The following is a 22,718-nucleotide window of genomic DNA, read 5'->3' as shown; positions in this document are numbered from 1 at the left end:
ATCCCGCGGGCAACATGATCCGCATACAGGAATTGCGCTGAAACGGCAACCGCCCAAAACGGAAGAGTTCCGAACCTCAAGCAGGTTCGGAACTTTCCGTTGCGTCGAGCAGGTTCATGAACCCCTGGAGTAGCGGGTCAGGAAGCCGGTGGCCGCGACCCCCGCGGCGGCTCCGATGACACCCCACAGCACCAACGGGAAAACCATCGATCCCAAGAACCAACCAAACGTCATCCCGATGTACAGCGTCCAGAGCACTCGGTAGACACTCCACAGCGCGATCAGGGCGGCGCTGATCCCGATGTACAGGCTCCGCTGGCGATCGACACGGTTGATCTGTTCTTCGATGCTGGCCGGCACGATCTTCATTGCTGACTTCCTTTCGTCACGCGCCGCCTCGGTGGCGGCGTCGTTGCGATCAGTACAGCCCGGCCGAACAGCTACCGATCCCAACAACCGGACGACCGGCAAGCGACGGCCTAACCCGACGTCTTGACGACGAGCTTGCCGACGTTCTTGCCGTCGAACAGCATGTTGATCGCCGTCGGCAGCTGTTCGAAGCCCTCGACGACGGTCTCCAGCGGCGTGAGTTTGCCCTCGGTGATCAGGCCGGCGATCTCGCGAATCGCCTCGGGCGCACGGCCGAAGTGGTCCAGGACGATGAACCCCTGCACCGTCGCCCGTTGGATCAGCAGGTTTCCGAACGCGCGCGGTCCGGGCGGCGGATCGGCCGAGTTATAGCCGGAGATCAGACCACACAGCGCGACGCGGGCGCCGATGTTGAGGCGCGCGAAGATCGCGTCCATGATGTCGCCGCCCACGTTCTCGAAGTCGACATCGATGCCGTTGGGCGTCGCCGCGGCGAGCTGGGCGGCCCAATCGTCGGCGCGGTGATCCACCGCCGCGTCGAAGCCGAGCTGGTCGGTCAGCAGGGCGCACTTCTCCGGCCCGCCGGCGATCCCGACGACGCGGGCCCCGTCCGCCTTGGCAAGCTGGCCGGCAACCGAACCGACCGCGCCGGCCGCGGCCGAGACCACCACCGTCTCGCCCGGTTTTGGCTTGCCGATGTCGCGGATTCCCACCCACGCGGTCAGCCCCGTCATCCCGAGCGCGCCCATGTAAGCGGTCGGCGAAACACCCTCGGCGACGTCGACCGGGAACAACGGATTCGCATCGGAGGCGACCGCGTACTCCTGCCAGCCGACGAGCCCCTGCACCGTCTGGCCGACCGCATAGTTCGAATTCTTCGACGCGATGACCTCGCCCAGCCCGCCGCCGCGCATCACCTCGCCGATGCCGACCGGGGGTAGATAGGTGGGCGTGTCGTTGATCCACGCGCGGTTCGTCGGGTCGAGGGAGATCCAGTCGACGCGCACCAGCGCCTCGCCGTCCCCGATTTCGGGGACCGCCTCCTCGGTGAGCTCGAATGTGTCCGGGCCGATGCGCCCGGTGGGACGCTCGCGGAGCAGGAAGCGACGGTTTCGATCAGACATGAGCGCACGGTACCGGACGCGACGCAGGTTGCGACACGTTCGAGCGGAGGGGCGCGCTATTGCTGATCAGCTAGGAACGCTGTCCCACTGCTCGTCGGTTACGTCGGGAATGCAATGGTAGGCGATCACGCGAGTCCCAGGGTTCGCCACTCCGCCGTTGATGTTGAGGCAGGGACCAAGGGCGCTGGTGACCTGACCGTTCGGCTGGGAATTCCAGCGCTGGTTGTCCGAATTGCCTTGGCAGGCAGACAGAGTCACCGGCGTGGTATCGGCGGCATTGCCGATGCCCACGCAGCTCCCGGGGAAGGCAGCACTTTCAATTTGACCGGCCGGGCTGAAATTCCAGAGCTGCGACTTCGACCCATTGCAGGCGTTGATCACCGTCGCGGCACTGCTCCCATTCGCGCCGTCGAGACACCAATTGCCCATTCGGCTCCTCAACTGGACCGGGCCGGCGGCACTGGCCAGCCCAGCGCTTAGCAGCGCGACACCGAACACCGCGCCGACTACGACGACGGACCGGCGCGCACCGGCCACCAACTGTGATTCATTCATTTCGGCTCCATCCTCGTAATACGATGCTTACCCAGCCTTCGGGGGGCAACACCTCCATCCGGGAGACGGTCGGTGAACGCATTACGAGTTGCCACGGCGGCGATCATCTCGATGGCTATTGCTGTTTTCTGGGCGGCCGGACCGGCAATCGCCGATCCGCCGCCGACCCAGGTGATCACCACGGTGGCGATCGGACCTGGTGGCCAACCCATCAACGGCTACCGCGAGACGCCAGCGCAGGGCAACGTCGTCGCGGTCAACGACTGCTCGACGCCGTCACCGTCGGCGGTCGCGGACAACATCTACTATTGCTCGCCCAGCGCGGCCGGTGCCGGCACGTGCTGGCCGTCGACGCCGGGATCGCTACTGTGCGTGGACAATCCATGGGACAAGAGCCTGCACCGGGTGACCTACGGCGGTTCGCTCCCGCCGGTGCAGCCCACCGCCACGCCGGATCCGTTCGCGCTCGCCCTCGACGACGGCACACATTGCCTACTTCGCAACGGCGGCGCGTGGGGCTTGCGCGACGACGGGTACGAGGGCGCCTACTGGTGCGAGGCCCCGAGGGCGAACCTGCGGGTGCTATGGCTTCCGAGCCAGGGCGCCGGGAGCTGCATCGACCGCTCGGCGGCGGCCTGGACGGTCAAGGTCGGTGAACTTGGCGCCCCGGGCGCCCACTTCCCGCCGCCTGAGACGCGGACGGTGGCCAGCGCATGGTTCGCCGGAAACGCGACGTGAGCGTCTACCAGACGCGGATCCAGTCGATCAGCATGTCAGCGGGGTAGGTCCCGGGACCGGGATCCCCGCCGCCGGAACCGGCAACCGCAAGATTGAACACCGGGAAAACCGTGTAGCCGGGGTTGTTGAACGGCCAGTCGGGCAGCGAGCTCGCGGGCACGTCGAAGTACGGTTGCGCGCCGTCGCTGTAGTCCCTCCAGAACCTGATGCCCGCCGCATCCCACTGAGTGCGCCACGTGTGCCACGCGCTGTCCACCGCGATGTTGTGCGTCTTCCACTCGCCGCCGTTTGCTTTCGCGTGAACGGTGGTGGCCGAGGGCCAGTTGCCATTGCCGTACCACTCCATGACGTCGATTTCGCCCTGGTCGTCATTACCCAGCCAATAGGCGGGCCAGGCGCCGGCGGTTAGGCAGTTGAGCTTGATCCGGGCTTCCCAGGTGTGGCCGACACCGCCGCGCCAGAGGCTTTGAACCTTGCCGCTGAAGTAGGTCGGGCCGTCCTTCGCCGCGCGCAGGACGAGGTTGGAGTTGCCGTCGACGAACACGTTCTTGCGGTCGTCGCGGTACTGCCCGATGTGTTCGGGCAGCTCCCAGTACGTCGGGTCCTTGATCGTCTCGCGGGCGCGCGCGATCGCCCACTTCGACGCATCGGGGGCCGACCCGGCCGGTCCGTCGAACTCATCGGCGAAGATGTAGCTCCCGGTCTGGCCGCTCGGCGCGGCGGGCGGCGGCATCCTGCCCCCTGACGCATCCGTTCGGGAGGGGAAAGCACGGGCCTCAGGGATGGGGAGCGCGGCCGCCAGCACGCCGATCCCTGCCGTCAACATCATGCGGCGGCGATCCATCTCAGGCATAAGCAAGCGACGATAGCAGCCGAGGCGGCACGGGGTCGAAACAGGAATTTTGTCGGTGGGTGTCGTTACCGTGTGGATCGCGGTCGCCCAAAAGGGTCGGCGGCGCGGTAATGGCTCGGGATTTACCAGGAATTCATGGCCAATTCTCAAGATGACCGATGGTTTGGTCTCAGGATTGGCTGGGCATTCTGGAATCACGAACCGATAACCACCTGTGGTGGCTTTTGCAGCGAGTTGAGTAGCTCTGGGAGGAGTTGACAATCGTGGCGAATGCATCAGGCGCGACGGTTATTTTCCTTCGCTCACATCCCGCCTGGGCTGCGGCTCAGCGGCGCGCACGCGAGCGCAGCGAAGCGATGCATCGGCATCCGTCATCTCTTGCCCGACGGCGTGCTGCCTCGGAAAACGATGCCGTCCCCGTGATTCGAAACTTCAAGGTCTACACCGGCACCGACACACCGGCCTAAAACGCTTAGGCGCGCCGTGGCCCGCGAATTGGGCTGTGCCACATCGCAATAGCCCTGACAATTTTCACCAATTGTATTGGTAAAACTCCGCATTCCCGATCGCGCTATTCGCTGGACTACCGGCTGTCGAACCCATTTACATCGACCCGATAATCTACTACTGTATGTAGTAGTCGATGGTTGGGAGGACAACGATGTCCAACGACTCGAATCCACTGACCGCCCGGCGTTCGCTAGCCGTGGCGGTCATCGTTTTCGCCGCGGCATTCGCGCTCCACGGGATGGATCACCTTCGGCGCGGTATGGCGGCGTCTCCGCCGGCAATCATGGTTGGCGGGATGATCCAGGGCGTATTCGTGGTTGTCGCCCTCGTGCTGATCTTGCGCCACCACCAACGGGCCGCCGAGGCGGCGATCGCCGTCGGCTTCGGCAGCGCGCTGGTGTTCGTCTACGCGCATGTGCTGCCCACTTTTCTCCCCGGCTTCCAGGACAGCTTCGTTTCCGGACCGCGGGTCAACGTCACGTGGTTCTCATGGCTTACGGCGGCCGGCGAGATCGGGACCGGACTCGCACTCGGTTATGTGGGTTTGCAGGCGCGGAGACTGTCAGCCGTGGCCGCTTGACCGGCACCAAATCTGACGAATCGTCTTGCACGATAGGGCAATAGCGAATGCTACACATCAATGAATACGTCGGCATCATGCTATCGGTGCCGCGAACATACAGAACCAAGGCGCTTGCCAACCCGGCGCAGTCGCATGGTGCGCTGCTGCACGAGTTGGAGCGCTACATCGAGGCCAACGATCCCGCGGTGACCGAGGTCAGCGTGATCAGCGCGGTGGATACCGGTCAGGTCGACAAGAGCGACAAGCCGGTTCGGCACTGGTACCACGTCGAGTACGAAGCGTGAGATTGCGACGTAGAGTCGCTGCCGTCAACGGGGGCCGGTGATCATCGGAAGCAGGTATTGGCGCACGAATGCGCGGGTGTCGTCGACGGTGGCGAGATTGATCCCGCTGTGTTGGGTGACGATGAAGGACAGGGTCAGGCGGGTGTGCAGCTCGGCGACGGTGCGTAGGTGGCGCTCCTGGTCGGGCGTGGTGGCCTTCGTCCCGTAGATTTCGGCCCTCAGCTCAGCCGCGGATTGGTCGATGGCGAATTCGAGAATGGGGCCGGCATCGATGGTCAGGCTGGGCAGGATGGTCTCGGGCTCGGTGCGCAGCAAGTTCTTCAGCAACGCGTGCTCCCGCAGGAACGTCACGGTGAACACGGTGCCGTAGACCAAGCGATCTTCGAGCGTGGTGGCGTGAGCGCAGGCTTGTTCGTTGCCGTCGAAGTAGCGGCGGGCTTCGCCCAGGACGACGGCGTCGATCAGCGCGGCTTTGGTAGGGAAGCGGCGGTACAACGTGGCGCGGCCGACCCCGCTGCGCCGGGCGACGTCTTCCATAGTGATGCGCCGCATTCCGACCAGTTCGGCCTGCTCGAGGGTGGCGGCCAGGATGCGGGTGGTGATGTCGTCGGGGCGGTGCAGTTGTGCGAGCACCGCAGGCTCGGGCGCGGCGAGGCGCCGCACGAACTCCGCCGTTCGGCTCGTGGTCACTTGATTGCTCCTTGCTCACCCGTGCAGGTCGTCGTATCGTGGCCATTGATACATACGAGACATTATTCGTCTATTTGTCTCGCTGCTACAGCCTAGCGATTTTTCTGCTGGTTGGGGGTTGTTATGGCGGTTCGGATGTGGGTCCGGTGGGCGGCCATGCACGGCGTGGCCCGCACGTTCATGAAGGTTCAGGCGCTGCGCGGCGAACCGTTGGGCCGCTTGATCGCCAGTCACGGTCGCGCCACCGATCCCTATCCGTTGATGGAGGAGATCCGGGCCCGCGGACCGCTGGTGCGGACACCGTTCACTTGGGTCAGCGTCGACCACGGCGTATGCCGAGAAGTTCTGCGCGACAAACGTTTCGGCGTGACGGCGCCGTCCAGCATGGATCTGCCCCGCCCACTGCGGGCGCTGATCTCCCGGACCGCCGACGACGGGGCGGCCAATCCCGTCGAACCGCCCGCCATGGTTGTCGTCGACCCACCCGAGCACACCCGCTATCGACAACTGGTGGCGCAAAGCTTCACTCCGCGGGCCATCGATCAGCTCAGCGCCCGCGTCGTCGAGGTGACCGATCAGCTCCTCGATCGCCTTGCGGACGCGCACGATCCGGATCTGATCGCGGACTTCGCGTCCCAGCTGCCGGTCGCCATCATTGCCGAGATCCTCGACCTGGACCCCGACACCCACCCGTGGATGCTGGGGTGGGGACACAGCGGAGCGCCCCTGCTGGACATCGGGATCGGCTGGCGCACCTATCGGCAAGCCGTCACCAGCCTGCGCGGCGCTGATCGCGAACTGCGTGAGCGCTTCCACGAATTGCGTTCCGGTGAGGCCGGCGATAATCCGTTCAGCCGGCTGGCCTCCCACGGCGCGATGACCGATCACGAGTTCACGGCGAACGCCGCCCTGCTCATCGGCGCGGGATTTGAGACGACGGTCAACCTGATCGGCAACGGCATCGTTCTGCTCCTGCAGCATCCCGACCAACTCGCGCGGCTGCGCGACGACCCCGAGCATTGGCCGAACGCCGTCGAGGAGATCCTTCGGCTCGACAGCCCGGTACAGATGACCGCACGCACCGCGCTATGCGACCTCGAGCTGGCGGGTCAACGCATCGCGGCCGGCGACATGGTGGCCCTGCTTCTCGGCGGTGCCAATCGCGACCCGCAAGTGTTCGCCGATCCCGACAATCTCGATATCGACAGGCCAAACGCGCGGGACCATCTGGCATTCGCGTCGGGGATCCACGCCTGCCTGGGCGCCGCCCTGGCACGCGTCGAAGGGACGACCGCGCTACGCGCATTGTTCGAGACATACCCCGACCTACAGCTGAGCGGCCCCACGCAACGTCGTGGGCTGGTCAATCTCCGCGGATTCGCCCGGCTGCCGGTCAATCTCGGCAGCAGGGACGTGGTGACCGTCTAGAGCTTGCTGACGACGTAGTCGGCGGCCTGGTTTGCCATTCCGGCGCTGATGTAGGCGCTCGCGAGGTGTGCCGGCCAGTTTTCTTTCCAGGTGTTCGGGTCCGCGGGGTTGCAGACGGGATCGGCGCCGTGGCACAGCTCGATGGTCCGGTCGTTGTAGGTCGGGTTGAAGTTGGTGATCGGGCCGACCCATTGGCTTCCGTTGCCGAACAGTGCGACGGCGGCGATGTGCTGGTCGGTCCCCGGCGGCAGGGGACTGTCGAAACCGAACGCGGAGATCGGCGCCGCGAGCACGACGTCGGTGACCGCCGCCCCGAGCGAGTAGCCACCGAGCACCAGCCGGGTGTTCGGGCAGTTGTTGACCATGTCCTGGATGTGGTGACTCATGTCGTTGGCGCCGACGTCGACCTCGGTGTCGGCGGGATACTTCACGGCGTAGGTGCCGATGGTTCGGTTGCCGGCTTTGGATTCGACGGCGTTGATGAACGCATTGCCGAGGGCGCCGGGCCCCGGTGACTCATTACGGCCGCGGGCGAAGACGATTTGCACCTGGGGACAGTTCGCCGCGGCGGCCAGTCCCGCGGCACCGGGCGCTCCGGGCGGTAGCACGGCGGCGGCGATCGTCAGCGCCGCCGTGGCCGCCGCCGCGGCCAGGCCGACGTGAAGCAATTTGCGGAGAGGAAAGGCATGCACAGCATGATGGTAAAGCCCATGCGGCCCGGCCGCTGGGCAGCCCAAGGCCCTTCTACGATCAGCTGATGAGTCACGTAGACGCCGGAGCGCCCGAGCGGCTATTCGCGCTGGCCGAACGGGTGCCGGGTTTTATGCCGGCGGAAGAGGGCCGCGCGCTTTACGACGCCGCACTGCGGTACCTCGGCGGCGGCGTCGGTGTCGAGATCGGTACCTACTGCGGCAAATCCACGCTGTTGCTCGGCGCGGCCGCAATGCAATCGGGTGGCGTGCTGTACACCGTCGACCATCACCATGGCTCCGAAGAGCACCAGCCCGGCTGGGAATTCCACGATGCCTCGTTGGTCGACGAGGTCACCGGACTGTTCGACACGTTGCCGACATTCCGCCGCACGCTCGACGCCGCGGGTCTGGACGACCACGTCGTCGCGGTGGTGGGCAAGTCACCGATCGTGGCGCGCGCCTGGCGCACACCACTGCAGTTCTTGTTCATCGACGGCGGCCACTCGGAGGCCGCTGCCACACAGGACTTCGACGGGTGGGCGAAGTGGGTGACCGCCGGCGGTGCGTTAGTGATCCACGATGTGTTCCCGGACCCCAAGGACGGCGGGCGCCCGCCGTACTACATCTATTGCCGCGCCATCGATTCCGGTCAGTTCCGCGAGGTTTCGGCTACCGGGTCACTACGGCTGCTCGAACGCACCAGCGGGCAAGCGGGCCAGCACGTGTGACCCATTCGATCAGCGGCCGGGCCCGGCAACCACGCATTCGCAATCGAAGTCCGTCTGCAGGCCCATCGGCAGCTCGTCGCCGCGGAAGATGCCCGCGCCCCGCGTGGTGTCCGAGAGCGCGTCGGCCGCCAGGATCATCGCCGCCCCGGTCCAGGTGGTGCGCTCCTCGGGCCAGCGCTTCCCATCCGCGAACACCAAACCCGTCCAGTACGATCCGTCGTCTTCGCGCAGATGGTGCATCGCGGCGAATTGCTGATGTGCGGCGGACCGATGGCCGATGGCTTCGAGAGCCATCACCAGTTCGCATGTCTCGGCACCGGTGACCCAGGGCCGATCGTCAACGCAGCGGATGCCCAGGCCGCGGACCACAAAGTCGTCCCACCGCTGCCTGATTCGCGCGGCCGCCGCCGGGCCCCGCAGCGCGCCGCCGAGGATGGGGTAGTACCAGTCCATCGAATAGCGGTCCTTCTCGGTGAACGCCTCCGGATGCGCGACGATCGCGTGGCCCAGCCGGCCGAGCGCCAGCTCCCACTCCGGCTGCGGGTCCCCGACCCGGGCGGCGAGCGCCAACGCGCAGCGAATGCTGTGAAACACACTGGCACACCCGGTCATCAACGCTTCCGGGAGCGGTCCGGCTTCGCTTTGTGCCCAACAGATCTCGCCATATCCGACCTGTAAGTCGATGACAAAGTCGATCGCCTTGTGCACCACTGGCCACATTGCGGCACCGAACGACTCGTCTCCGGTCACCAACACGTGATGCCAGACACCGGTGGCGATATACGCGCAGAAGTTGCTGTCGCTGTTGGCGTCTTCGACTGTCCCCGAACGGAATTGGATCGGCCACGAGCCGTCCGGGCGCTGGGTGCGACGGCTCCATTCAAAGGCGGCCCGCGCCGGCTCTAACAGTCCCGCGGCCGTGAGCGCCATCGCGCACTCCACGTGGTCCCATGGATCCGTATGGCCACCGTCGAACCACGGAATCGCACCCGAGGGTTCCTGCGCCGCGGCGATGGAACGCGCGGTCTGCCGACACTGCTCGGGTGTAAGGACGCCCGGAACCGCCGGCGGGCTAAACCGATGCAACTGAATATCCCGGGGTTTCCTGGCTTTCGGCGGCCTGCCGCTTGACGAAATACATCGCGACGCTCTTACCCACTATCGGATTGAGCAGTGACTCGGCCAGCTGCGTTATCTTGGGCCGGCGCATCAAATCCCACACCAGCAGCTTGTGGTAGGCGGCCACCGCCGGATGCTCGGCGTTCGACACGCCCACAGCACACTTCAGCCACCAGAACGGGGAGTGCAGCGCGTGTGCATGATGGGCGTGCGTCAATTCCATTCCGCCGCCGGTGATCTTGTCGCGCAATCGGCTGGCCCGGTAGATACGCACGTGGCCGCCCTCGTTGCTGTGATATTCGTCCGACAGCAGCCAGCAGACTCGCTCGGGAAGCCAGCGCGGAACGCTGACAGCTAACGTGCCGCCCACCTTGAGCACCCGGACCAACTCGGCGATAGCAGCGTCGTCTTCCGGTACGTGCTCGAGGATTTCGGATGCGATCACGCAGTCGAATGCCTCGTCGGGATACGGCAGGCTCAGCGCGTCACCGACAACCACTTTCGCCGACGCCGCCGCCGGCACCTCACCGGACTCGGCCATCGCACGCAGGATGGTGTCCACCGAACGCAGTTCGGACTCGTCGCGGTCGAAGGCGACGACGTCGGCACCGCGCCGATACGCTTCGAACGCATGCCGGCCCGCCCCGCAACCCACATCGATGACCTTGGTGGAGGGCCCGATGCCCAGCCGGTCGAAATCGACGGTCAGCATCGCGTGATCGCCCGCTCGTAGACCCGCACGGTCTGCGCGGCCACCGCCTCCCAACTGAAGACGTCGACGGCGCGCGCCCGTCCCGCCTTCCCCAGATTGCGGCGCTTTTCGGGCGAGTCAAGCAGCTCGCCGAGGGTGCGGGTGAGCGCATCCGCGTCGGCCGGCGGCACCAGCTCGGCGCAGGCACCATCGGTGCCCAGGACCTCGGGCAGTGCGCCCACCCGGCTGGCGACGATCGGGGTGCCACTCGACATGGCTTCGACCGCGGGCAGCGAAAACCCTTCGTAGAGAGAGGGAATGCACGCAACCTCGGCCGATGCGAACAACGCGGCGAGCTCGCCGTCGGAGAGGCCACTGGTGATGTGGACGATGTCGGAGATGCCGAGTTCGGCAATGAGTTTGTGGGTGGGGCCGTTGGGTTCCACCTTGGCGACGAGCCGCAACTCCAGGTCTCGGCTGGTGCGTAGCCTGGCCACCGCGTGCAGGAGGGTGCGGACACCCTTGAGCGGGGTGTCGGCGCTGGCGATCGCGATGACTCGGCCCCGAATCCGCGGCGTCGGCCCCGGCTTGAACAGGTCGGTGTTCACGCCCAACGGCACGACGTGTAGTTGGTCCGGCGTGACACCGAAGTCGGCGACGATGTCCGCCGCCGAGGACGACGACACCGTCAACAGGTCCGGGATCTGGCGCGCCACTTGCTCTTGCATCGTCGAGAACCCATACCACCTGTGCACCAAGGGTTTTCGCCACCACCGCGCTGCGGCGAGATCCAGCACCCGATCGCGGGTGATGGGGTGGTGCACGGTCGCCACCACCGGCAACCCCGCGCGGGCGATGCTCAGCAGTCCGGTGCCCAGGCTCTGGTTGTCGTGGACGACGTCGAAATCGGCCGCCCGCTCGGCCAGCAGCCGTGCGACACGCAGCGTGAAGGTCCGTGGTTCGGGAAACCCCGCGGTCCACACGGTGAGGAGTTCCAACAGGTCGATCGAGTCGCGAATCTCGCTCGGGCGCGGCACCCGGAACGGGTCGGGCTCTCGGTACAGGTCAAGGCTGGGCACCTTCGTCAGCCGCACGCGCGGGTCGAGCAGCTCGGGATATGGCTGGCCGGAAAACACCTCGACCTCGTGACCGAGCTCCACCAAACCGTGGCTGAGATGGCGCACGTAGACGCCCTGTCCACCGCAATGGGTCTTGCTCCGGTAGGACAGCAGGGCAATTCGCATACTCAACTCTTATCCGCTGGCCGACGCACGCCGACGGGCACCCCCCGAATCCACCGCCATCAACGCGCTCCCGAACGCGGTGACAGCAAACTGGACATGTGTCCAGACTATAGTTCGATCAGCTAACCGATGCAACGAGCGTGGTCGACCCGTTTGCTACGATCGCGCGGTGCGCGGTTCGGTTTCGCGACGCGATGTCCTTAAGTACGCTGCACCGGTTCTGCTGGGCCTGGGGTCGGTCGCCGCGACGGTCAACGAACCGAACGCACGAGCCGCGGGCGTCACGCTGATCGACTTTGCGGAGCGCAGGATCGCGCCGGACGAGATCAAGTCGGCGGGCTACGACGGGGTGGTGAACTACGTGTCCGAGGAGCGGCCGGGCGCGCACTTCGAGGCAAAACCCATCACCCGCGAGTACGCGGACGCGCTGCGGGCCGCGGGTCTTCACATCGTCAGCAACTTCCAGTACGGCAAGCCCGGGTGGCCCACGCCGTCGGACTACACCCGCGGCTACGACGGCGGCGTGGCGGACGCCCAGACGGCCTTGCGCCTCCACGGCGCGGCCGGGGGTACGAATTCGGCGCCGATCTTCTTCAGCGTCGATGACAACATCGACGAGAACACCTGGAATGGCCCTGCGGTGCAATGGTTTCGGGGCATCAACTCGGCCCTGGGCGTGGGGCGCACCGGCATCTATGGGCATGCCCGGGCCTGCGGCTGGGCGATCCGCGACGGCGTCATCGGAAACTCGACCACCCCGGGCCACCGCTGGGCGTGGCAGACGAGGTCGTGGTCGAACGGCGCGCGCGAACCGATGGCCGTGCTGTATCAGGCCGTGGTCAACAGCCCGTCGAACCCGGGTCCGCTGCTGGGCGGCATCAATGTGGACGTCGACGAGGTCCTCGCGGCCGACTACGGACAGTGGGATTTGGACCGCTGACCCAAAAGTCACCATTGCGACCGACCACGGCGTGTCGTGTGCCTGGTTTATGTGTCGCGGAAGGGCCAAAACGACGACGCCCCCCGAGCCGATTGCTCGAGGGGCGTCGCGTGGTCTCGCTGACCAGACCCTGCGTTACTTGAGATCGAACCGGTCGGCGTTCATGACCTTGACCCACGCCGCGACGAAGTCCTCCACGAACTTCCCGTGGGCGTCGTCCTGCGCGTAGACCTCGGACAGCGCGCGCAGCACCGAATTGGAGCCGAACACCAGGTCGTTGGCGGTGGCGGTCCACTTCAGCTGACCCGTAGAGCGGTCGAGCACCTCGTAGACGTTCTCCGCCGACTCCGATGCCTTCCACTCGTTGCCCATGTCGACCAGGTTGACGAAGAAGTCATTGGTCAACGTGCCGGGCCTGTCGGTGAAGACGCCGTGCTTGCTGCCGCCGTGATTGGCACCGAGGGCCCGCAGACCACCGACCAGCACCGTCAATTCCGGAGCCGTCACGCCCAGCAGGTACGCCCGCTCGACCAGCAGTTGCTCCAGCGGCGCCTTCTCGCCCGGACGGATGTAGTTGCGGAATCCGTCGGCGCGCGGCTCGAGCACCGCGAACGAGTCGACGTCGGTGTTCTCCTGCGATGCGTCGGTGCGGCCCGGCGCGAAGTGCACCGCGATCTCGTACCCGGCGTCCTTGGCCGCCTTCTCGACCGCCGCGGAACCGGCCAGCACGATCAGGTCGGCCAGCGAGATCTTCTTGCCGCCGGCCGCCGATGCGTTGAAGTCCTGCTGGATGCGCTCCAGCACCGGCAACACCTTGTCCAGTTCCGAGGGCTCGTTGCACTCCCAGCTGCGCTGCGGCCCGAGGCGCAACCGCCCGCCGTTCGCGCCGCCGCGCTTGTCGGTGCGGCGGAAGCTGGACGCGGCCGACCAAGCGGTCTTGACCAGCTGCTGAACCGTCAGGCCGGATTCCAGCACTTTCTTCTTCAGCGCCGCGATGTCCTTTTCGTCGACCAGCTCGTGGTCGACGGCCGGAACCGGGTCCTGCCAGAGCTGAGGCTCGGCGACCCACGGCCCGAGGTAGCGGGTGATGGGTCCCATGTCGCGATGCAGCAGCTTGTACCAGGCCTTGGCGAACGCCTCGGTCAGCTCCTCGGGATGGTCGAGCCAGCGACGCGTGATGTCGCGGTAGATCGGGGACTCCCGCAGCGAGATGTCGGTGACCAACATCGTCGGGGCGCGGCCCGGCCCGCCGAACGGGTCGGGGATGGTGCCCGCGCCCGCGCCATCCTTGGCGACGAACTGCCAGGCATCGCCGGGGCTCTTGGTCAGCTCCCACTCGTAGCCGTACAGGGTCTCCAGGAAGGTGTTGTCCCACTTCGTCGGGGTGGGTGTCCAGACCACCTCCAGGCCGCTGGTGATGGCGTCCCCGCCGGCGCCACTGCCGAACGAGCTCTTCCAGCCCAGGCCCTGTTGTTCGATCGGCGCGGCCTCCGGTTCGGGGCCGACCAGGTCGCCACTGCCGGCGCCGTGGGTCTTGCCGAAGCTGTGGCCCCCGACGATCAGCGCGGCGGTCTCCTCGTCGTTCATCGCCATCCGGCCGAACGTCTCGCGGATGTCGATCGCCGCCGCGATCGGGTCCGGCTTGCCCTCGGGGCCTTCCGGATTCACATAGATCAGGCCCATGGTGGTCGCGCCGTAGGGCTGCGCGAGGTTCCGCTCGCCCGAGTAGCGCTTGTTGGTGCCCAGCCATTCGTCCTCTTCGCCCCAGAGGATTTCTTCTGGCTCCCAGACGTCTTCGCGGCCGAACGCAAAGCCGAAGGTCTTGAAGCCCATCGACTCTAAGGCGCAGTTGCCGGCGAAGATGATCAGATCCGCCCAGGAGATCTTGTTGCCGTACTTCTTCTTCACCGGCCACAGCAGCCGGCGGGCCTTGTCCAGGCTCACGTTGTCCGGCCAGCTGTTGAGCGGGGCAAAGCGCTGCATGCCCTGTCCGCCGCCGCCGCGGCCATCATGGATGCGGTAGGTACCGGCGGCGTGCCAGCTCATCCGGATGAACAGGCCGCCGTAATGGCCGTAGTCGGCGGGCCACCAATCCTGCGAGGTGGTCATCACCGAGATCACGTCGGCCTTGAGCGCGTCGACGTCGAGCTTGGCGAACTCCTCGGCGTAGTCGAAGTCATCGCCGAGCGGATTGGACTGGGGGGAGTGCGGGTGCAGCGTCGACACATCGATCTGGTCGGGCCACCAGTCCCGATTAGTCAGTGGCGCATGCGATTTCGGCTTCGGCGCCTCGATAGTCGGGTTTTCGCTCTCTGACACAACATTCCTTTCGGGTGGTGGGTAAATCGGGCCACGATCACCGGAGTGATCAAGAATCTGCCGTCGAGCAGTCGGGGCACAGGCCCCAATAGATGACCTCGGCCTCGTCGAGAACGAAACCATCCAGGACGTTGTCGCCATCCGACGGGGTTAGGCACGGCGCCGAACCGACGGCGCAGTCGATGTCCGCGATGACACCGCAGGATCGGCATACGACGTGGTGATGGTTGTCGCCGACCCGGGACTCGTAGCGGGCGACCAAGCCCAACGGCTGGATCCGCCGAACCAGGCCCGCGGAGGTCAGCGCGTTGAGGACGTCGTACACCGCTTGTCGGGAAACATCGGGCAGCCCCAGCCGCACCGCCGAGAAGATCGTCTCGGTGTCGGCATGCGGATGGGCGTGTACCGCCTCCAGCACGGCGACTCTGGGCCGTGTCACACGCAGATCGGCCATCCGCAGCTGTTCCGCGTAGTCCGCCGATGAGGACACCCTGCCAATATGGCCCCTTATCTGGAATCAGTCAAGAGTTTCCTGGCGGGGATCCGGACGAGTCAAACCGATCGGCGCCGAGCCGGCGGTGCGCACCTCACGACGGCGGCGCCAGGGCGCTGCCCTTGCGCCATTGGTCCCAGCTGAGCGTCCAGTCGCCGTTCTGCGACAGCTTCAGCGGCGGTCCGCCGGTGTTGCGGACCTCGACGATGTCGCCGGGCACCGAGAAGTCGTAGAACCATTTTGCGTTGTCGCCGTTGAGGTTCAAGCATCCGTGCGAGGTGTCGGTGTGGCCCTGGGCCCACACCGTCGCGTCGAGCTGGTGCAGGTAGATGCCGTCACTGCTGATTTTGGTCGCGTAGTTGATGGTCTCGCGATATCCGAGGCGGGAATTCTTGGGCAGTCCGAAGGTGGAGGAGTCCATCACGACCGGGTTGCCCTTGTCGAGCACGGTGTAGACGCCCGGGGGAGTCCACAGCGAAATCGTCTGCGAGCCGATGGTTTCGGTGCCGCCCATTCCCATCGACGTGGGCATGGTCCGGACTAGCGCGCCGTTGTTGAAGACGCTGACCATTTTCGTGGCATCGTCGGCGATGGATACGTGCGCGTCGCCGATGCGGAATGACACTCGGGTGTCTTCCTGCCCGAATAGGCCGTCGCCCAACGCAATTCCATAGATCTTGGCTTCGGCGGTGATTGTGCTGCCCGGCGCGTAGTAGTGCTCGGGTCGCCAGTGAGCGTTTTGGCTGTCGACCCAGAACCACGAACCCTGCACGGGAGGGTTGGTGGTCACTTTGAGCTGTCGTTCGGCTGCCGCCCGGTCGGCGACTTGCTCGTCGAAGTGGGCGACGACCACCGTTCCCACGCCGTAGGTCCCGCCTTCTTGCAGGGCCGCTTCGGATGTCGTGGTCAGTGAGACCTTGGTCTGATTGGGCGGCAGCAGGGTGGAGAACGTCGACACTTGGGTGCCCGCAACGCCGTTCGGCCCGACGCTGGTGAGCGTCAGCGTGTACGTGCGTCCGTAGCCCAGGGGGGCGGTGGGCTTCCAGACGGTGTTGTCCGGGGTCATGATTCCCTCAACCGGTCTGCCGGCGTCGTTGACCATGCGGACACCGGTCAGCTTCCCCGTGTCGGCTTTGACCATGACCGGCGTGAGCGGATCGACGTCACGCGTGTCGGGGCCGGGCATGATCGTCACCCGCGCCGGCCCGGACGGCTCGGACGTCGGACGGGCGGTGCAGCTGCCGGCGCCGACCACTCCGACGACAACGAAGGCGGCCAGCAGGTACCGACGAACGAGCTGTGCACGGTTAATGGACGTCATAAGAGTTGGCCGAATCCTCGCGTTGTTGTTGATCAGGTACCCGCGGCGCCTGGGGCCTGAAACCGCGTGCCGAGGGATCACGGCGTCATGGCCGACGACGATCTTGACCGTCTGTACTCGGTGGAGCCCGGCGCATTCACCGCACAGCGCACCGAACTGGCCGCGGCCGCCAGGCGCCGCGGTGACGAAGCCGCCGCCAAACGGATCTCCGCGGCGCGCAAACCTACGACGGCGGCGTGGATCGCCAACCGGCTGGTGCTCCAACACGACGACGTCAAACAGCGCCTGGCCGACCTGGGTGATCGCCTGCGCGCCGCGCACTCCGCAATGGATGGCGACCGTATCCGCGATTTGTCCGCCGAACAGCACCGGCTCATCGACGAACTCGCGCGGGCCGCTTTCGAAGCCGCCGAGGTGAACAAGCCGTCGGCGACGCTGCGTGACGACCTGACCGGCACACTGCAAGCCGCGATCGCCGATCCCGACGTCAGGACGCGACTCGGCCGGCTGGCCAGGGCCGAAACATGGTCGGGTTTCGGCGAATTCGGGGGCGCGGCGCCGGTCGCGAAGGGGCCGGAGCGCCACCAGGACGCCCGCAGGGACAAGTTGAAGGCCGCCCTCGCCGCCGCGGAGCGGGCCAAAGCCGAAGCCGAGCGCGTGCTGTCGCGCCGTCGCGCCGAGCGCGACGCGGCTCGGCAGCGTCGGGACGACGCGGCGGATAGCCTGCGCGAGGCCGAGCGCGAGATGAAGAGAGCCGACGACCGCTACGACAAAGCGCAGCAAGAAAACCGCGCCGCCGAGGATTCGCTGAAGCAGGCAATAGCGCAGCTGAAGCGCGCGTAAGCGCGCGTGCGCGGCCGACAGGCCCGTTTCCCGACGCCGCTGCCGGGTACCAGCCCAGGCATGACTTCTTTATGGTTCGCCGAGCGAGCCGAACAATCTTGGACAGCCAGCCGGCTTGCGGACGGTCCGGCGTCCGCCGATGTCATCGTCGTCGGGGCCGGCATCACCGGGCTGATGACAGCGGTTCTGCTGAGCCGTGCCGGCAAGGACGTGCTGGTCTTGGAGGCGCATACCGTCGGTTCCTGCGCGACCGGCAACACCACCGCCAAAATCAGCTTGTTGCAGGGGACCCAGTTGTCGAAGGTCCTACCGAGGCACGGCAAGAAGGTGGCACGGGCCTACATCGACGGCAACCGGGAAGGCCAGGACTGGGTGCTCGAGTACTGCGAGTCCCACGGCATCGCGGTTCAACGCGAGGACGCCTACACCTATGCGCAGTCCGCCAAGGGCGTGCCGTCCGCGCGGCGGGAATTGGAGGCTTGCCAGGCTGTCGACCTGCCCGCGGTATGGGAGGACGACGCCGGCGTGCCATTCCCGTATCACGGCGGTGTGCGGCTGCCCCACCAGGCGCAGTTCGACCCGATGCCGTTCCTGGACATGTTGGCCACGGAGTTACTCAACCGCGGTGGACGATTGGTCGAGCACGCCCGTGTCCGGCGGGTCTCCACACGCGGCGCAGGGGTGCACGTGCACGTCAACGACGCCGACCAGCAGGACGTGGAACTCGCCGCCGGGCAGCTGGTGCTTGCCACCGGGATCCCGATCTTGGATCGGGGTGGTTACTTCGCGCGGGTGAAACCGAGCCGTTCCTACTGCTTGGCCTTCAAGGTTCCTGGAAACGTCACGCGGCCGATGATGATCTCCGCCGACTCGCCGACGCGGTCGGTGCGCTACGCGCCGGTCGCGGACGGGGAGCTGCTGATCGTTGGCGGGGCGGGCCATACCGTCGGCCGGGAAAAGAGCCCGTCCGAGGCGCTGGCGGAGCTGTCGTCGTGGGCACGCAGGCATTACCCCGGTGCGGTGCAGACTCACTTTTGGTCGGCGCAGGATTACACACCCATTGACCATTTGCCGTATGTGGGCCCCATCCTTCCGAACAGCGAAAGCATCTTTGTCGCAACGGGTTTCAACAAATGGGGTATGACGAACGGGCCCGCCGCGGCATTGGCGTTGTCGAGCCGCATCCTGGGCGGGCGGATGGACTGGGCCGGCGCGTTCGCCAGTTGGAGCCCCCACGAGCTGTCGGGCCTGCTGACCGCGGTGCAGGCCAACCTCGAGGTCGGTTTCAACCTGACCAAGGGCTGGATCACCCCGGTGATTCGTACCGGCCATCGCAGCCCCGTCAACGGCGAGGGCGGGGTCGTGAGCGGACCCCCTTGGCATTTGGAGGCCAGGTGCCGGGTCGACGGCACCGAGCACACCGTCTCGCCGGTGTGCCCACACCTTGGCGGAATCGTGAACTGGAACGACGCGGATCAGGCGTGGGAGTGCCCGCTGCACGGATCACGATTCGCCCCGGACGGCACGCTGCTGGAAGGGCCCGCAACTCGCGGTTTGACGGCCTAGCCCACAGGACGCGAAGGACTCAGGCTTCCTTCTGGTAGACGAGCCAGCGCAACTCGATGGGCGACTCGTCTCGCTCCACGTCGAACACGTCCAAGCCATGGGCCCATCCCTCGAACCACGCGGTGGGCGGCCAAGCGCCCTCGGGCAAGTGGGTTCTCTCGTACTCGTAGGCGAGGTCGTCGGCAATGAGCGCAAGGGGGAGCTCGCCCGCGGCCTCCGCGAGCTCGTCGCGGGTGAAGATCGTGCTGTTGCATTGCTGTCCGAATTCCCGCGCGGCGTCGTCGGGGGTGTAGCCCTGGCGCGCCGCGAAGGTGTTGAACACCAGGCGTCCTCCGAGAGCCAGGCAGTCCGCGGCGAGTTCGAACATGCCGCGCAGCTCCCGCGTCGTCCGGAAGTCGGGCACCAATTCCGACGCCACGATGAGCTGATACGCGTCGTGAACGCCCTCCACGGCCGTAAAGACATCGCTCTCGATCACACGCACGGGCAGTGAATCCCGTTCTGCCTCAGATCGAATGATCTCGGCGAACTTCGGCGCCATCTCGACCGCGTCCACTGGGTGCCCCCGCCGGGCCAGCGCAAGGGCGTTGCGCCCGGTCCCGGCGCCGATGTCAAGGACGCGGGTGGACCGGGCATCGGCGGCCTCGTCGGCCAGCGCCACCACACGCGCGTCCGCTTCGGTGCCGAACAGCGGCCCCTTACGAGTGGCGACCCAGTGGTCGTATTCGACCGCGATGGTCGACACCTCGGCTTTGACGCGATAGTTCAGCCCCGTCCCGAAGGGGGTGTCAAACGAAATGACGATGTTCGACCGCGACGAGCCCTTGAATGCCTTCTCCAGCTCGTGCTGGAGCACGGACTTGAGCTGAGCGGCTTGGTCGGCCGTGTGTTGTATGCCCAAGCTGGCAAAGAGGTTCTGGCACATCGAGACGTACTCGTCGAGCAGTCCCGGGACGGCCGGCAGCCTGATTTGACCCTCGGCCTCCGCGCGGCGATACAGCCGCCGGGCCATCGCTTCGCGCAGCGCCGACGGATCGAAAGATCTCGCGCCCCGATCCTCCACCAGACTGAGCCTAGTGGCCCAGGCGGGCGGCGTCTTCGAGGAGATCGGCCGCCCTGGCGACGCTTTCGGCCGGTGTCGTCATTTGGGTGGCGACCTCACGCGCGCGGGCCACGCACTCTGGAACGAGTATCGAGCGGAGGTCGGTGACCAGAGATTCCCGGGTAGTAGCCGAAAATTGGCGCCCGACACCGATTTTCAGTTGTTCGAGGGCCGCCGCCCACATCGGCTGGTCCCACACAGCCCAAAGGATTAGCGTCGGCACTCCGGCGCGCAGGCCCGCGGCCGTGGTGCCCGAGCCGCCGTGGTGGACTACCGCGCGGCAGGCCGGAAAGATTTCCGCGTAATTGAGCGCACCAACCACCTTGACGTGGTCGAAGTGCGGAACGTGGCTGAAGTCGCTCGCACCGCTGCATATCAACGCCCGCTCGCCCAGCTGCGCGCAGGCCGCGCCGATCATGGCGGCCATGTCGGCGGGAGAGTCGATCGGCGTGCTGCCGAAGCCGAAATAGATCGGCGGAGTTCCGGTGGCAATCCACGCCAAGACGTCGTCGTCGGCGTCCGTCGGAAGCTCCAGGGTCAGCGCGCCGACGAAGGGGCGCCGGCCGGGCTCCACCCAGTGGGACGGTTGCCCGGGCAAGCAGAGCTCGTCGTAGGTCTGGATTTCCAGCAATCCGCCGTCGGCCAGCTGTGGTGCTAAAGGTCCGGGTACCTCCGGCAAGCCGAGCGCACGGCGTTGGGCGACTTCAGCATCCTTCGTTATGCCCGAATACAGCGGCCCAGAGGCCAGGATCCGCGCCGGGAAGACGTGCAGTGCCGCGAGCGGAATGGCATGATACTCAGCGACATTGGCGGCAAGCATCTGATCGTTCATGTGCGCCACCAGCAGGTCGGCGCCCGTTGCCAGCGATGTCAGTGCCGCGCTTTTGTCCAACCAGACCCGGCTGACTCGCTCTACGAGTTGGGGCAACGCACTGATCAGACTCCCCACGCCGCCAATGAAATTCATGGCGCCGTCCATCTGCTCGCGCGTGTCCGGCCCGTAGGCGACCGCAATGAGTCCCGCAGACTTGGCGAAATGGACGATGTTGGGCGGGACGGCCAAGCACACCTCGTGACCGCGGCGCAGCAGCTCCCGGCCGACGGCGACGCAGGGCTCGACGTCGCCTCGTCCTCCGTACGCTGCCAGCACAAATTTCATCGCCGCAACCGTACCGCTCGGCGCACGCCGTAGGTCCCCGCCGCATACTGGTCTGCGTGGTGGAAAAGCAGATGCGGGTCGAGAGTTTGCTCCGTTACCCGGTGAAATCGATGCTGGGCGAGGTTGTGAACCGCCTCTTCGTGGACGAACGAGGCGCCGAAGGAGACCGGCGGCTGGCACTTGTCGACACGCAGACCGGGCATGTGGCCAGCGCCAAGCAGGCCCGGCTGTGGCGTGGGCTGCTCAAGTGCACCGCGAACGGAAGCGCCGGACGCGTGAACATCGGCCTGCCCGACGGGACAAGCGTCGCGGCCGACGACCCGGGTGTCGATGAACTGCTGTCGCGGCTGTTGGGGCGCCCCGTCCGGCTGATCAGCCAACGGCCGGACGGCGCAACGCTCGAACGCCCGGATCCGGAGAAGCTGCTCGAGCTGGGGGTGGACGCCGAAGTCGCGGGCCGCATCTTGACGATCGGCCAGGCAACCCCAGGCGACTCGTTTACCGATGATGCCCCGCTGCACGCGATCACCACGGCGACGCTGGAGCGCATCGGCGTCGAGGCGCTGCGCTACCGTCCCAACCTGGTGATCGCGACCCCGGCGGGCTACCCGCCGTATGACGAAGACATCTGGCTCGGGCGGGAATTGACGGCCGGTGAGGTACGGCTGCGTGTCATTGCGTCCACCTCGCGGTGTGTGGTGCCGACGCTCGAGCACGGGACGCTCGCGCGAGCCCCGGAAGCGCTTCGCACGCCCGCGGCCGAAAATCGTTTGCCCGCAGGCGGTTCCGGGGCACAGCCCTGCGCGGGCGTGTATCTCGAGGTGCTCGAAGAGGGCGTCCTCGCCGTCGGCGACCCCGTCGCACTGGGCTAGTCGCGACGCGCGGCCCGCATTTACACAAATTACGCCAAAAGAATTGCCTATTCAGGTCTCCGCAAGCTGTTTCACAGATTTCACGGTTCTTCATATTTACGCCTCTTTTGGCGCTCATACTGGGACTCCGTTAACGCCCCGATGAAAGGAAGCGCGCAAATGCCCTCACGCCGCTGGCTGGCCAGACTGTCTGTCCCCATGATGGTCGGTGCTGCCCTTCTTACGAGCACTGCGATTGCGGTCGCGGATGCCACCGATGACACATTCCTCAGCAAAATGCACACTCTCGGCTTTACCTGGCCGTCCGGAGACGACTCCGACATCGTCGCGATGGGCCATCAAATATGCGCCGATCGCTCGGCAGGCAAAACTCCGGACGCGATTGCCGCGGACATCCACTCCACGCTCGGCGCGAAAGGCATCTCGTTCGCGGATGTCACCTCGATGGTGAGCGCCGCGGAATCGACTTATTGCCCGGGTTAGCCCGCAAGTTCC

General features: G+C 66.2%; 24 protein-coding genes. 10 read left to right on the top strand and 14 right to left on the bottom strand.

The annotated features are described in order from the left end of the window. Positions 1 to 114: 114 nt before the first annotated feature. The 3 genes from A5747_RS21890 to A5747_RS21880 form a co-directional block, all read right to left on the bottom strand. Positions 115 to 369 (bottom strand): hypothetical protein, encoded by a 255-nt coding sequence (locus A5747_RS21890; RefSeq protein WP_076128229.1) that lies wholly within the window; start codon positions 367 to 369, stop codon positions 115 to 117. A 110-nt stretch (positions 370 to 479) separates the two neighbouring features. Further along, entirely contained in the window at positions 480 to 1,493 is a 1,014-nt protein-coding gene (locus A5747_RS21885) for an NADP-dependent oxidoreductase (RefSeq protein WP_076128227.1), read from the bottom strand. 66 nt (positions 1,494 to 1,559) lie between these two features. Further along, entirely contained in the window at positions 1,560 to 2,048 is a 489-nt protein-coding gene (locus tag A5747_RS21880; protein ID WP_076128225.1) for an RICIN domain-containing protein, read from the bottom strand. Between the two features lie 111 nt (positions 2,049 to 2,159). Here A5747_RS21880 and A5747_RS21875 point away from each other — a divergent pair, with 111 nt between their 5' ends. After that, complete coding sequence (locus tag A5747_RS21875) at positions 2,160 to 2,786, top strand: hypothetical protein (protein WP_142245675.1); 627 nt, start codon at positions 2,160 to 2,162, stop codon at positions 2,784 to 2,786. Positions 2,787 to 2,790: 4 nt separating this feature from the next. Here A5747_RS21875 and A5747_RS21870 read toward each other — a convergent pair whose 3' ends face one another. After that, positions 2,791 to 3,639 carry a glycoside hydrolase family 16 protein gene (locus tag A5747_RS21870; protein WP_076128221.1) on the bottom strand — a complete coding sequence of 283 codons (849 nt, stop codon included), beginning with the start codon at positions 3,637 to 3,639 and terminating at the stop codon, positions 2,791 to 2,793. Positions 3,640 to 4,300: 661 nt separating this feature from the next. On the opposite strand from A5747_RS21870, the gene A5747_RS21860 reads away from it, so the two are divergent. Both A5747_RS21860 and A5747_RS21855 read left to right on the top strand, forming a co-directional pair. Then, the gene (locus A5747_RS21860) at positions 4,301 to 4,729 is read left to right on the top strand and encodes a hypothetical protein (protein WP_076128216.1); all 429 of its coding nucleotides are present in this window, start codon (positions 4,301 to 4,303) and stop codon (positions 4,727 to 4,729) included. A gap of 86 nt (positions 4,730 to 4,815) precedes the next feature. Continuing rightward, positions 4,816 to 5,016 (top strand): hypothetical protein, encoded by a 201-nt coding sequence (locus A5747_RS21855; RefSeq protein WP_139333476.1) that lies wholly within the window; start codon positions 4,816 to 4,818, stop codon positions 5,014 to 5,016. Positions 5,017 to 5,040: 24 nt separating this feature from the next. On the opposite strand, the gene A5747_RS21850 is transcribed toward A5747_RS21855, so the two are convergent. Then, positions 5,041 to 5,706 (bottom strand): TetR/AcrR family transcriptional regulator, encoded by a 666-nt coding sequence (locus A5747_RS21850; RefSeq protein WP_076128211.1) that lies wholly within the window; start codon positions 5,704 to 5,706, stop codon positions 5,041 to 5,043. A gap of 123 nt (positions 5,707 to 5,829) precedes the next feature. On the opposite strand from A5747_RS21850, the gene A5747_RS21845 reads away from it, so the two are divergent. Then, a complete protein-coding gene (locus tag A5747_RS21845) occupies positions 5,830 to 7,134 on the top strand; it encodes a cytochrome P450 (protein WP_076128209.1) in 1,305 nt (434 codons plus the stop codon). Here A5747_RS21845 and A5747_RS21840 read toward each other — a convergent pair. After that, positions 7,131 to 7,826 (bottom strand): cutinase family protein, encoded by a 696-nt coding sequence (locus A5747_RS21840; RefSeq protein ID WP_076128206.1) that lies wholly within the window; start codon positions 7,824 to 7,826, stop codon positions 7,131 to 7,133. The genes A5747_RS21845 and A5747_RS21840 overlap by 4 nt on opposite strands. Before the next feature lie 65 nt (positions 7,827 to 7,891). On the opposite strand from A5747_RS21840, the gene A5747_RS21835 reads away from it, so the two are divergent. Further along, a complete protein-coding gene (locus tag A5747_RS21835; protein WP_076128204.1) occupies positions 7,892 to 8,554 on the top strand; it encodes a class I SAM-dependent methyltransferase in 663 nt (220 codons plus the stop codon). 9 nt (positions 8,555 to 8,563) lie between these two features. Here A5747_RS21835 and A5747_RS21830 read toward each other — a convergent pair whose 3' ends face one another. The 3 genes from A5747_RS21830 to A5747_RS21820 are packed head-to-tail and all read right to left on the bottom strand — an operon-like array spanning position 8,564 to position 11,608. Further along, on the bottom strand, positions 8,564 to 9,640 hold the full coding sequence (locus A5747_RS21830) for a prenyltransferase (protein WP_076128202.1): 1,077 nt from the start codon (positions 9,638 to 9,640) through the stop codon (positions 8,564 to 8,566). Next, complete coding sequence (locus tag A5747_RS21825; protein WP_076128200.1) at positions 9,627 to 10,385, bottom strand: class I SAM-dependent methyltransferase; 759 nt, start codon at positions 10,383 to 10,385, stop codon at positions 9,627 to 9,629. Before A5747_RS21825 ends, A5747_RS21830 begins: the two co-directional genes overlap by 14 nt. Further along, entirely contained in the window at positions 10,379 to 11,608 is a 1,230-nt protein-coding gene (locus A5747_RS21820) for a glycosyltransferase family 4 protein (RefSeq protein WP_076128198.1), read from the bottom strand. The genes A5747_RS21825 and A5747_RS21820 overlap by 7 nt, the downstream gene beginning before the upstream one ends. A gap of 169 nt (positions 11,609 to 11,777) precedes the next feature. Between A5747_RS21820 and A5747_RS21815 the strand changes: the two genes are divergently transcribed. Next, positions 11,778 to 12,548 (top strand): DUF1906 domain-containing protein, encoded by a 771-nt coding sequence (locus A5747_RS21815; RefSeq protein ID WP_076128196.1) that lies wholly within the window; start codon positions 11,778 to 11,780, stop codon positions 12,546 to 12,548. A 135-nt stretch (positions 12,549 to 12,683) separates the two neighbouring features. Here A5747_RS21815 and katG read toward each other — a convergent pair whose 3' ends face one another. From katG to A5747_RS21800, 3 genes are all read right to left on the bottom strand, one after another. Continuing rightward, positions 12,684 to 14,924, bottom strand: coding sequence for a catalase/peroxidase HPI (gene katG / locus A5747_RS21810; protein WP_142245679.1), 2,241 nt, complete (start codon positions 14,922 to 14,924; stop codon positions 12,684 to 12,686). Continuing rightward, positions 14,917 to 15,357: a Fur family transcriptional regulator gene (locus tag A5747_RS21805; protein ID WP_076128192.1), complete on the bottom strand. Its 441-nt coding sequence runs from the start codon at positions 15,355 to 15,357 to the stop codon at positions 14,917 to 14,919. The genes katG and A5747_RS21805 overlap by 8 nt, the downstream gene beginning before the upstream one ends. Positions 15,358 to 15,454: 97 nt before the next feature. Next, positions 15,455 to 16,681 carry an Ig-like domain-containing protein gene (locus A5747_RS21800; protein ID WP_076128189.1) on the bottom strand — a complete coding sequence of 409 codons (1,227 nt, stop codon included), beginning with the start codon at positions 16,679 to 16,681 and terminating at the stop codon, positions 15,455 to 15,457. A gap of 87 nt (positions 16,682 to 16,768) precedes the next feature. Between A5747_RS21800 and A5747_RS21795 the strand changes: the two genes are divergently transcribed. Beyond that, on the top strand, positions 16,769 to 17,524 hold the full coding sequence (locus tag A5747_RS21795; RefSeq protein WP_076128268.1) for a hypothetical protein: 756 nt from the start codon (positions 16,769 to 16,771) through the stop codon (positions 17,522 to 17,524). 60 nt (positions 17,525 to 17,584) lie between these two features. Then, on the top strand, positions 17,585 to 19,090 hold the full coding sequence (locus A5747_RS21790; RefSeq protein ID WP_076128187.1) for an FAD-dependent oxidoreductase: 1,506 nt from the start codon (positions 17,585 to 17,587) through the stop codon (positions 19,088 to 19,090). 19 nt (positions 19,091 to 19,109) lie between these two features. On the opposite strand, the gene A5747_RS21785 is transcribed toward A5747_RS21790, so the two are convergent. Both A5747_RS21785 and A5747_RS21780 read right to left on the bottom strand, forming a co-directional pair. Further along, positions 19,110 to 20,153, bottom strand: coding sequence for a bifunctional 2-polyprenyl-6-hydroxyphenol methylase/3-demethylubiquinol 3-O-methyltransferase UbiG (locus A5747_RS21785; RefSeq protein ID WP_233148104.1), 1,044 nt, complete (start codon positions 20,151 to 20,153; stop codon positions 19,110 to 19,112). A gap of 10 nt (positions 20,154 to 20,163) precedes the next feature. Next, the gene (locus A5747_RS21780) at positions 20,164 to 21,351 is read right to left on the bottom strand and encodes a glycosyltransferase (RefSeq protein WP_076128183.1); all 1,188 of its coding nucleotides are present in this window, start codon (positions 21,349 to 21,351) and stop codon (positions 20,164 to 20,166) included. A 71-nt stretch (positions 21,352 to 21,422) separates the two neighbouring features. Here A5747_RS21780 and A5747_RS21775 point away from each other — a divergent pair, with 71 nt between their 5' ends. Further along, positions 21,423 to 22,223: an MOSC domain-containing protein gene (locus tag A5747_RS21775; protein WP_076128266.1), complete on the top strand. Its 801-nt coding sequence runs from the start codon at positions 21,423 to 21,425 to the stop codon at positions 22,221 to 22,223. Between the two features lie 159 nt (positions 22,224 to 22,382). Then, positions 22,383 to 22,706: a DUF732 domain-containing protein gene (locus A5747_RS21770; protein WP_076128264.1), complete on the top strand. Its 324-nt coding sequence runs from the start codon at positions 22,383 to 22,385 to the stop codon at positions 22,704 to 22,706. Positions 22,707 to 22,718 lie beyond the last annotated feature (12 nt).

Source organism: Mycobacterium sp. IS-836 (genome assembly GCF_001954275.1).
Lineage (GTDB): Bacteria > Actinomycetota > Actinomycetes > Mycobacteriales > Mycobacteriaceae > Mycobacterium.
This window is presented reverse-complemented; position numbering and strand designations above follow the sequence as displayed.

Excerpts from the sequence above, each read along its gene's own strand:
- A5747_RS21890 (WP_076128229.1), bottom strand. The coding sequence starts at position 369 with ATGAAGATCGTGCCGGCCAGCATCGAAGAACAGATCAACCGTGTCGAT.
- A5747_RS21885 (WP_076128227.1), bottom strand. The coding sequence starts at position 1,493 with ATGTCTGATCGAAACCGTCGCTTCCTGCTCCGCGAGCGTCCCACCGGG.
- A5747_RS21880 (WP_076128225.1), bottom strand. The coding sequence starts at position 2,048 with ATGAATGAATCACAGTTGGTGGCCGGTGCGCGCCGGTCCGTCGTCGTA.
- A5747_RS21875 (WP_142245675.1), top strand. The coding sequence starts at position 2,160 with ATGGCTATTGCTGTTTTCTGGGCGGCCGGACCGGCAATCGCCGATCCG.
- A5747_RS21870 (WP_076128221.1), bottom strand. The coding sequence starts at position 3,639 with ATGCCTGAGATGGATCGCCGCCGCATGATGTTGACGGCAGGGATCGGC.
- A5747_RS21860 (WP_076128216.1), top strand. The coding sequence starts at position 4,301 with ATGTCCAACGACTCGAATCCACTGACCGCCCGGCGTTCGCTAGCCGTG.
- A5747_RS21845 (WP_076128209.1), top strand. The coding sequence starts at position 5,830 with ATGGCGGTTCGGATGTGGGTCCGGTGGGCGGCCATGCACGGCGTGGCC.
- A5747_RS21835 (WP_076128204.1), top strand. The coding sequence starts at position 7,892 with ATGAGTCACGTAGACGCCGGAGCGCCCGAGCGGCTATTCGCGCTGGCC.
- A5747_RS21825 (WP_076128200.1), bottom strand. The coding sequence starts at position 10,385 with ATGCTGACCGTCGATTTCGACCGGCTGGGCATCGGGCCCTCCACCAAG.
- A5747_RS21820 (WP_076128198.1), bottom strand. The coding sequence starts at position 11,608 with ATGCGAATTGCCCTGCTGTCCTACCGGAGCAAGACCCATTGCGGTGGA.
- A5747_RS21800 (WP_076128189.1), bottom strand. The coding sequence starts at position 16,681 with ATGACGTCCATTAACCGTGCACAGCTCGTTCGTCGGTACCTGCTGGCC.
- A5747_RS21795 (WP_076128268.1), top strand. The coding sequence starts at position 16,769 with ATGGCCGACGACGATCTTGACCGTCTGTACTCGGTGGAGCCCGGCGCA.
- A5747_RS21790 (WP_076128187.1), top strand. The coding sequence starts at position 17,585 with ATGACTTCTTTATGGTTCGCCGAGCGAGCCGAACAATCTTGGACAGCC.
- A5747_RS21780 (WP_076128183.1), bottom strand. The coding sequence starts at position 21,351 with ATGAAATTTGTGCTGGCAGCGTACGGAGGACGAGGCGACGTCGAGCCC.
- A5747_RS21775 (WP_076128266.1), top strand. The coding sequence starts at position 21,423 with ATGCGGGTCGAGAGTTTGCTCCGTTACCCGGTGAAATCGATGCTGGGC.
- A5747_RS21770 (WP_076128264.1), top strand. The coding sequence starts at position 22,383 with ATGCCCTCACGCCGCTGGCTGGCCAGACTGTCTGTCCCCATGATGGTC.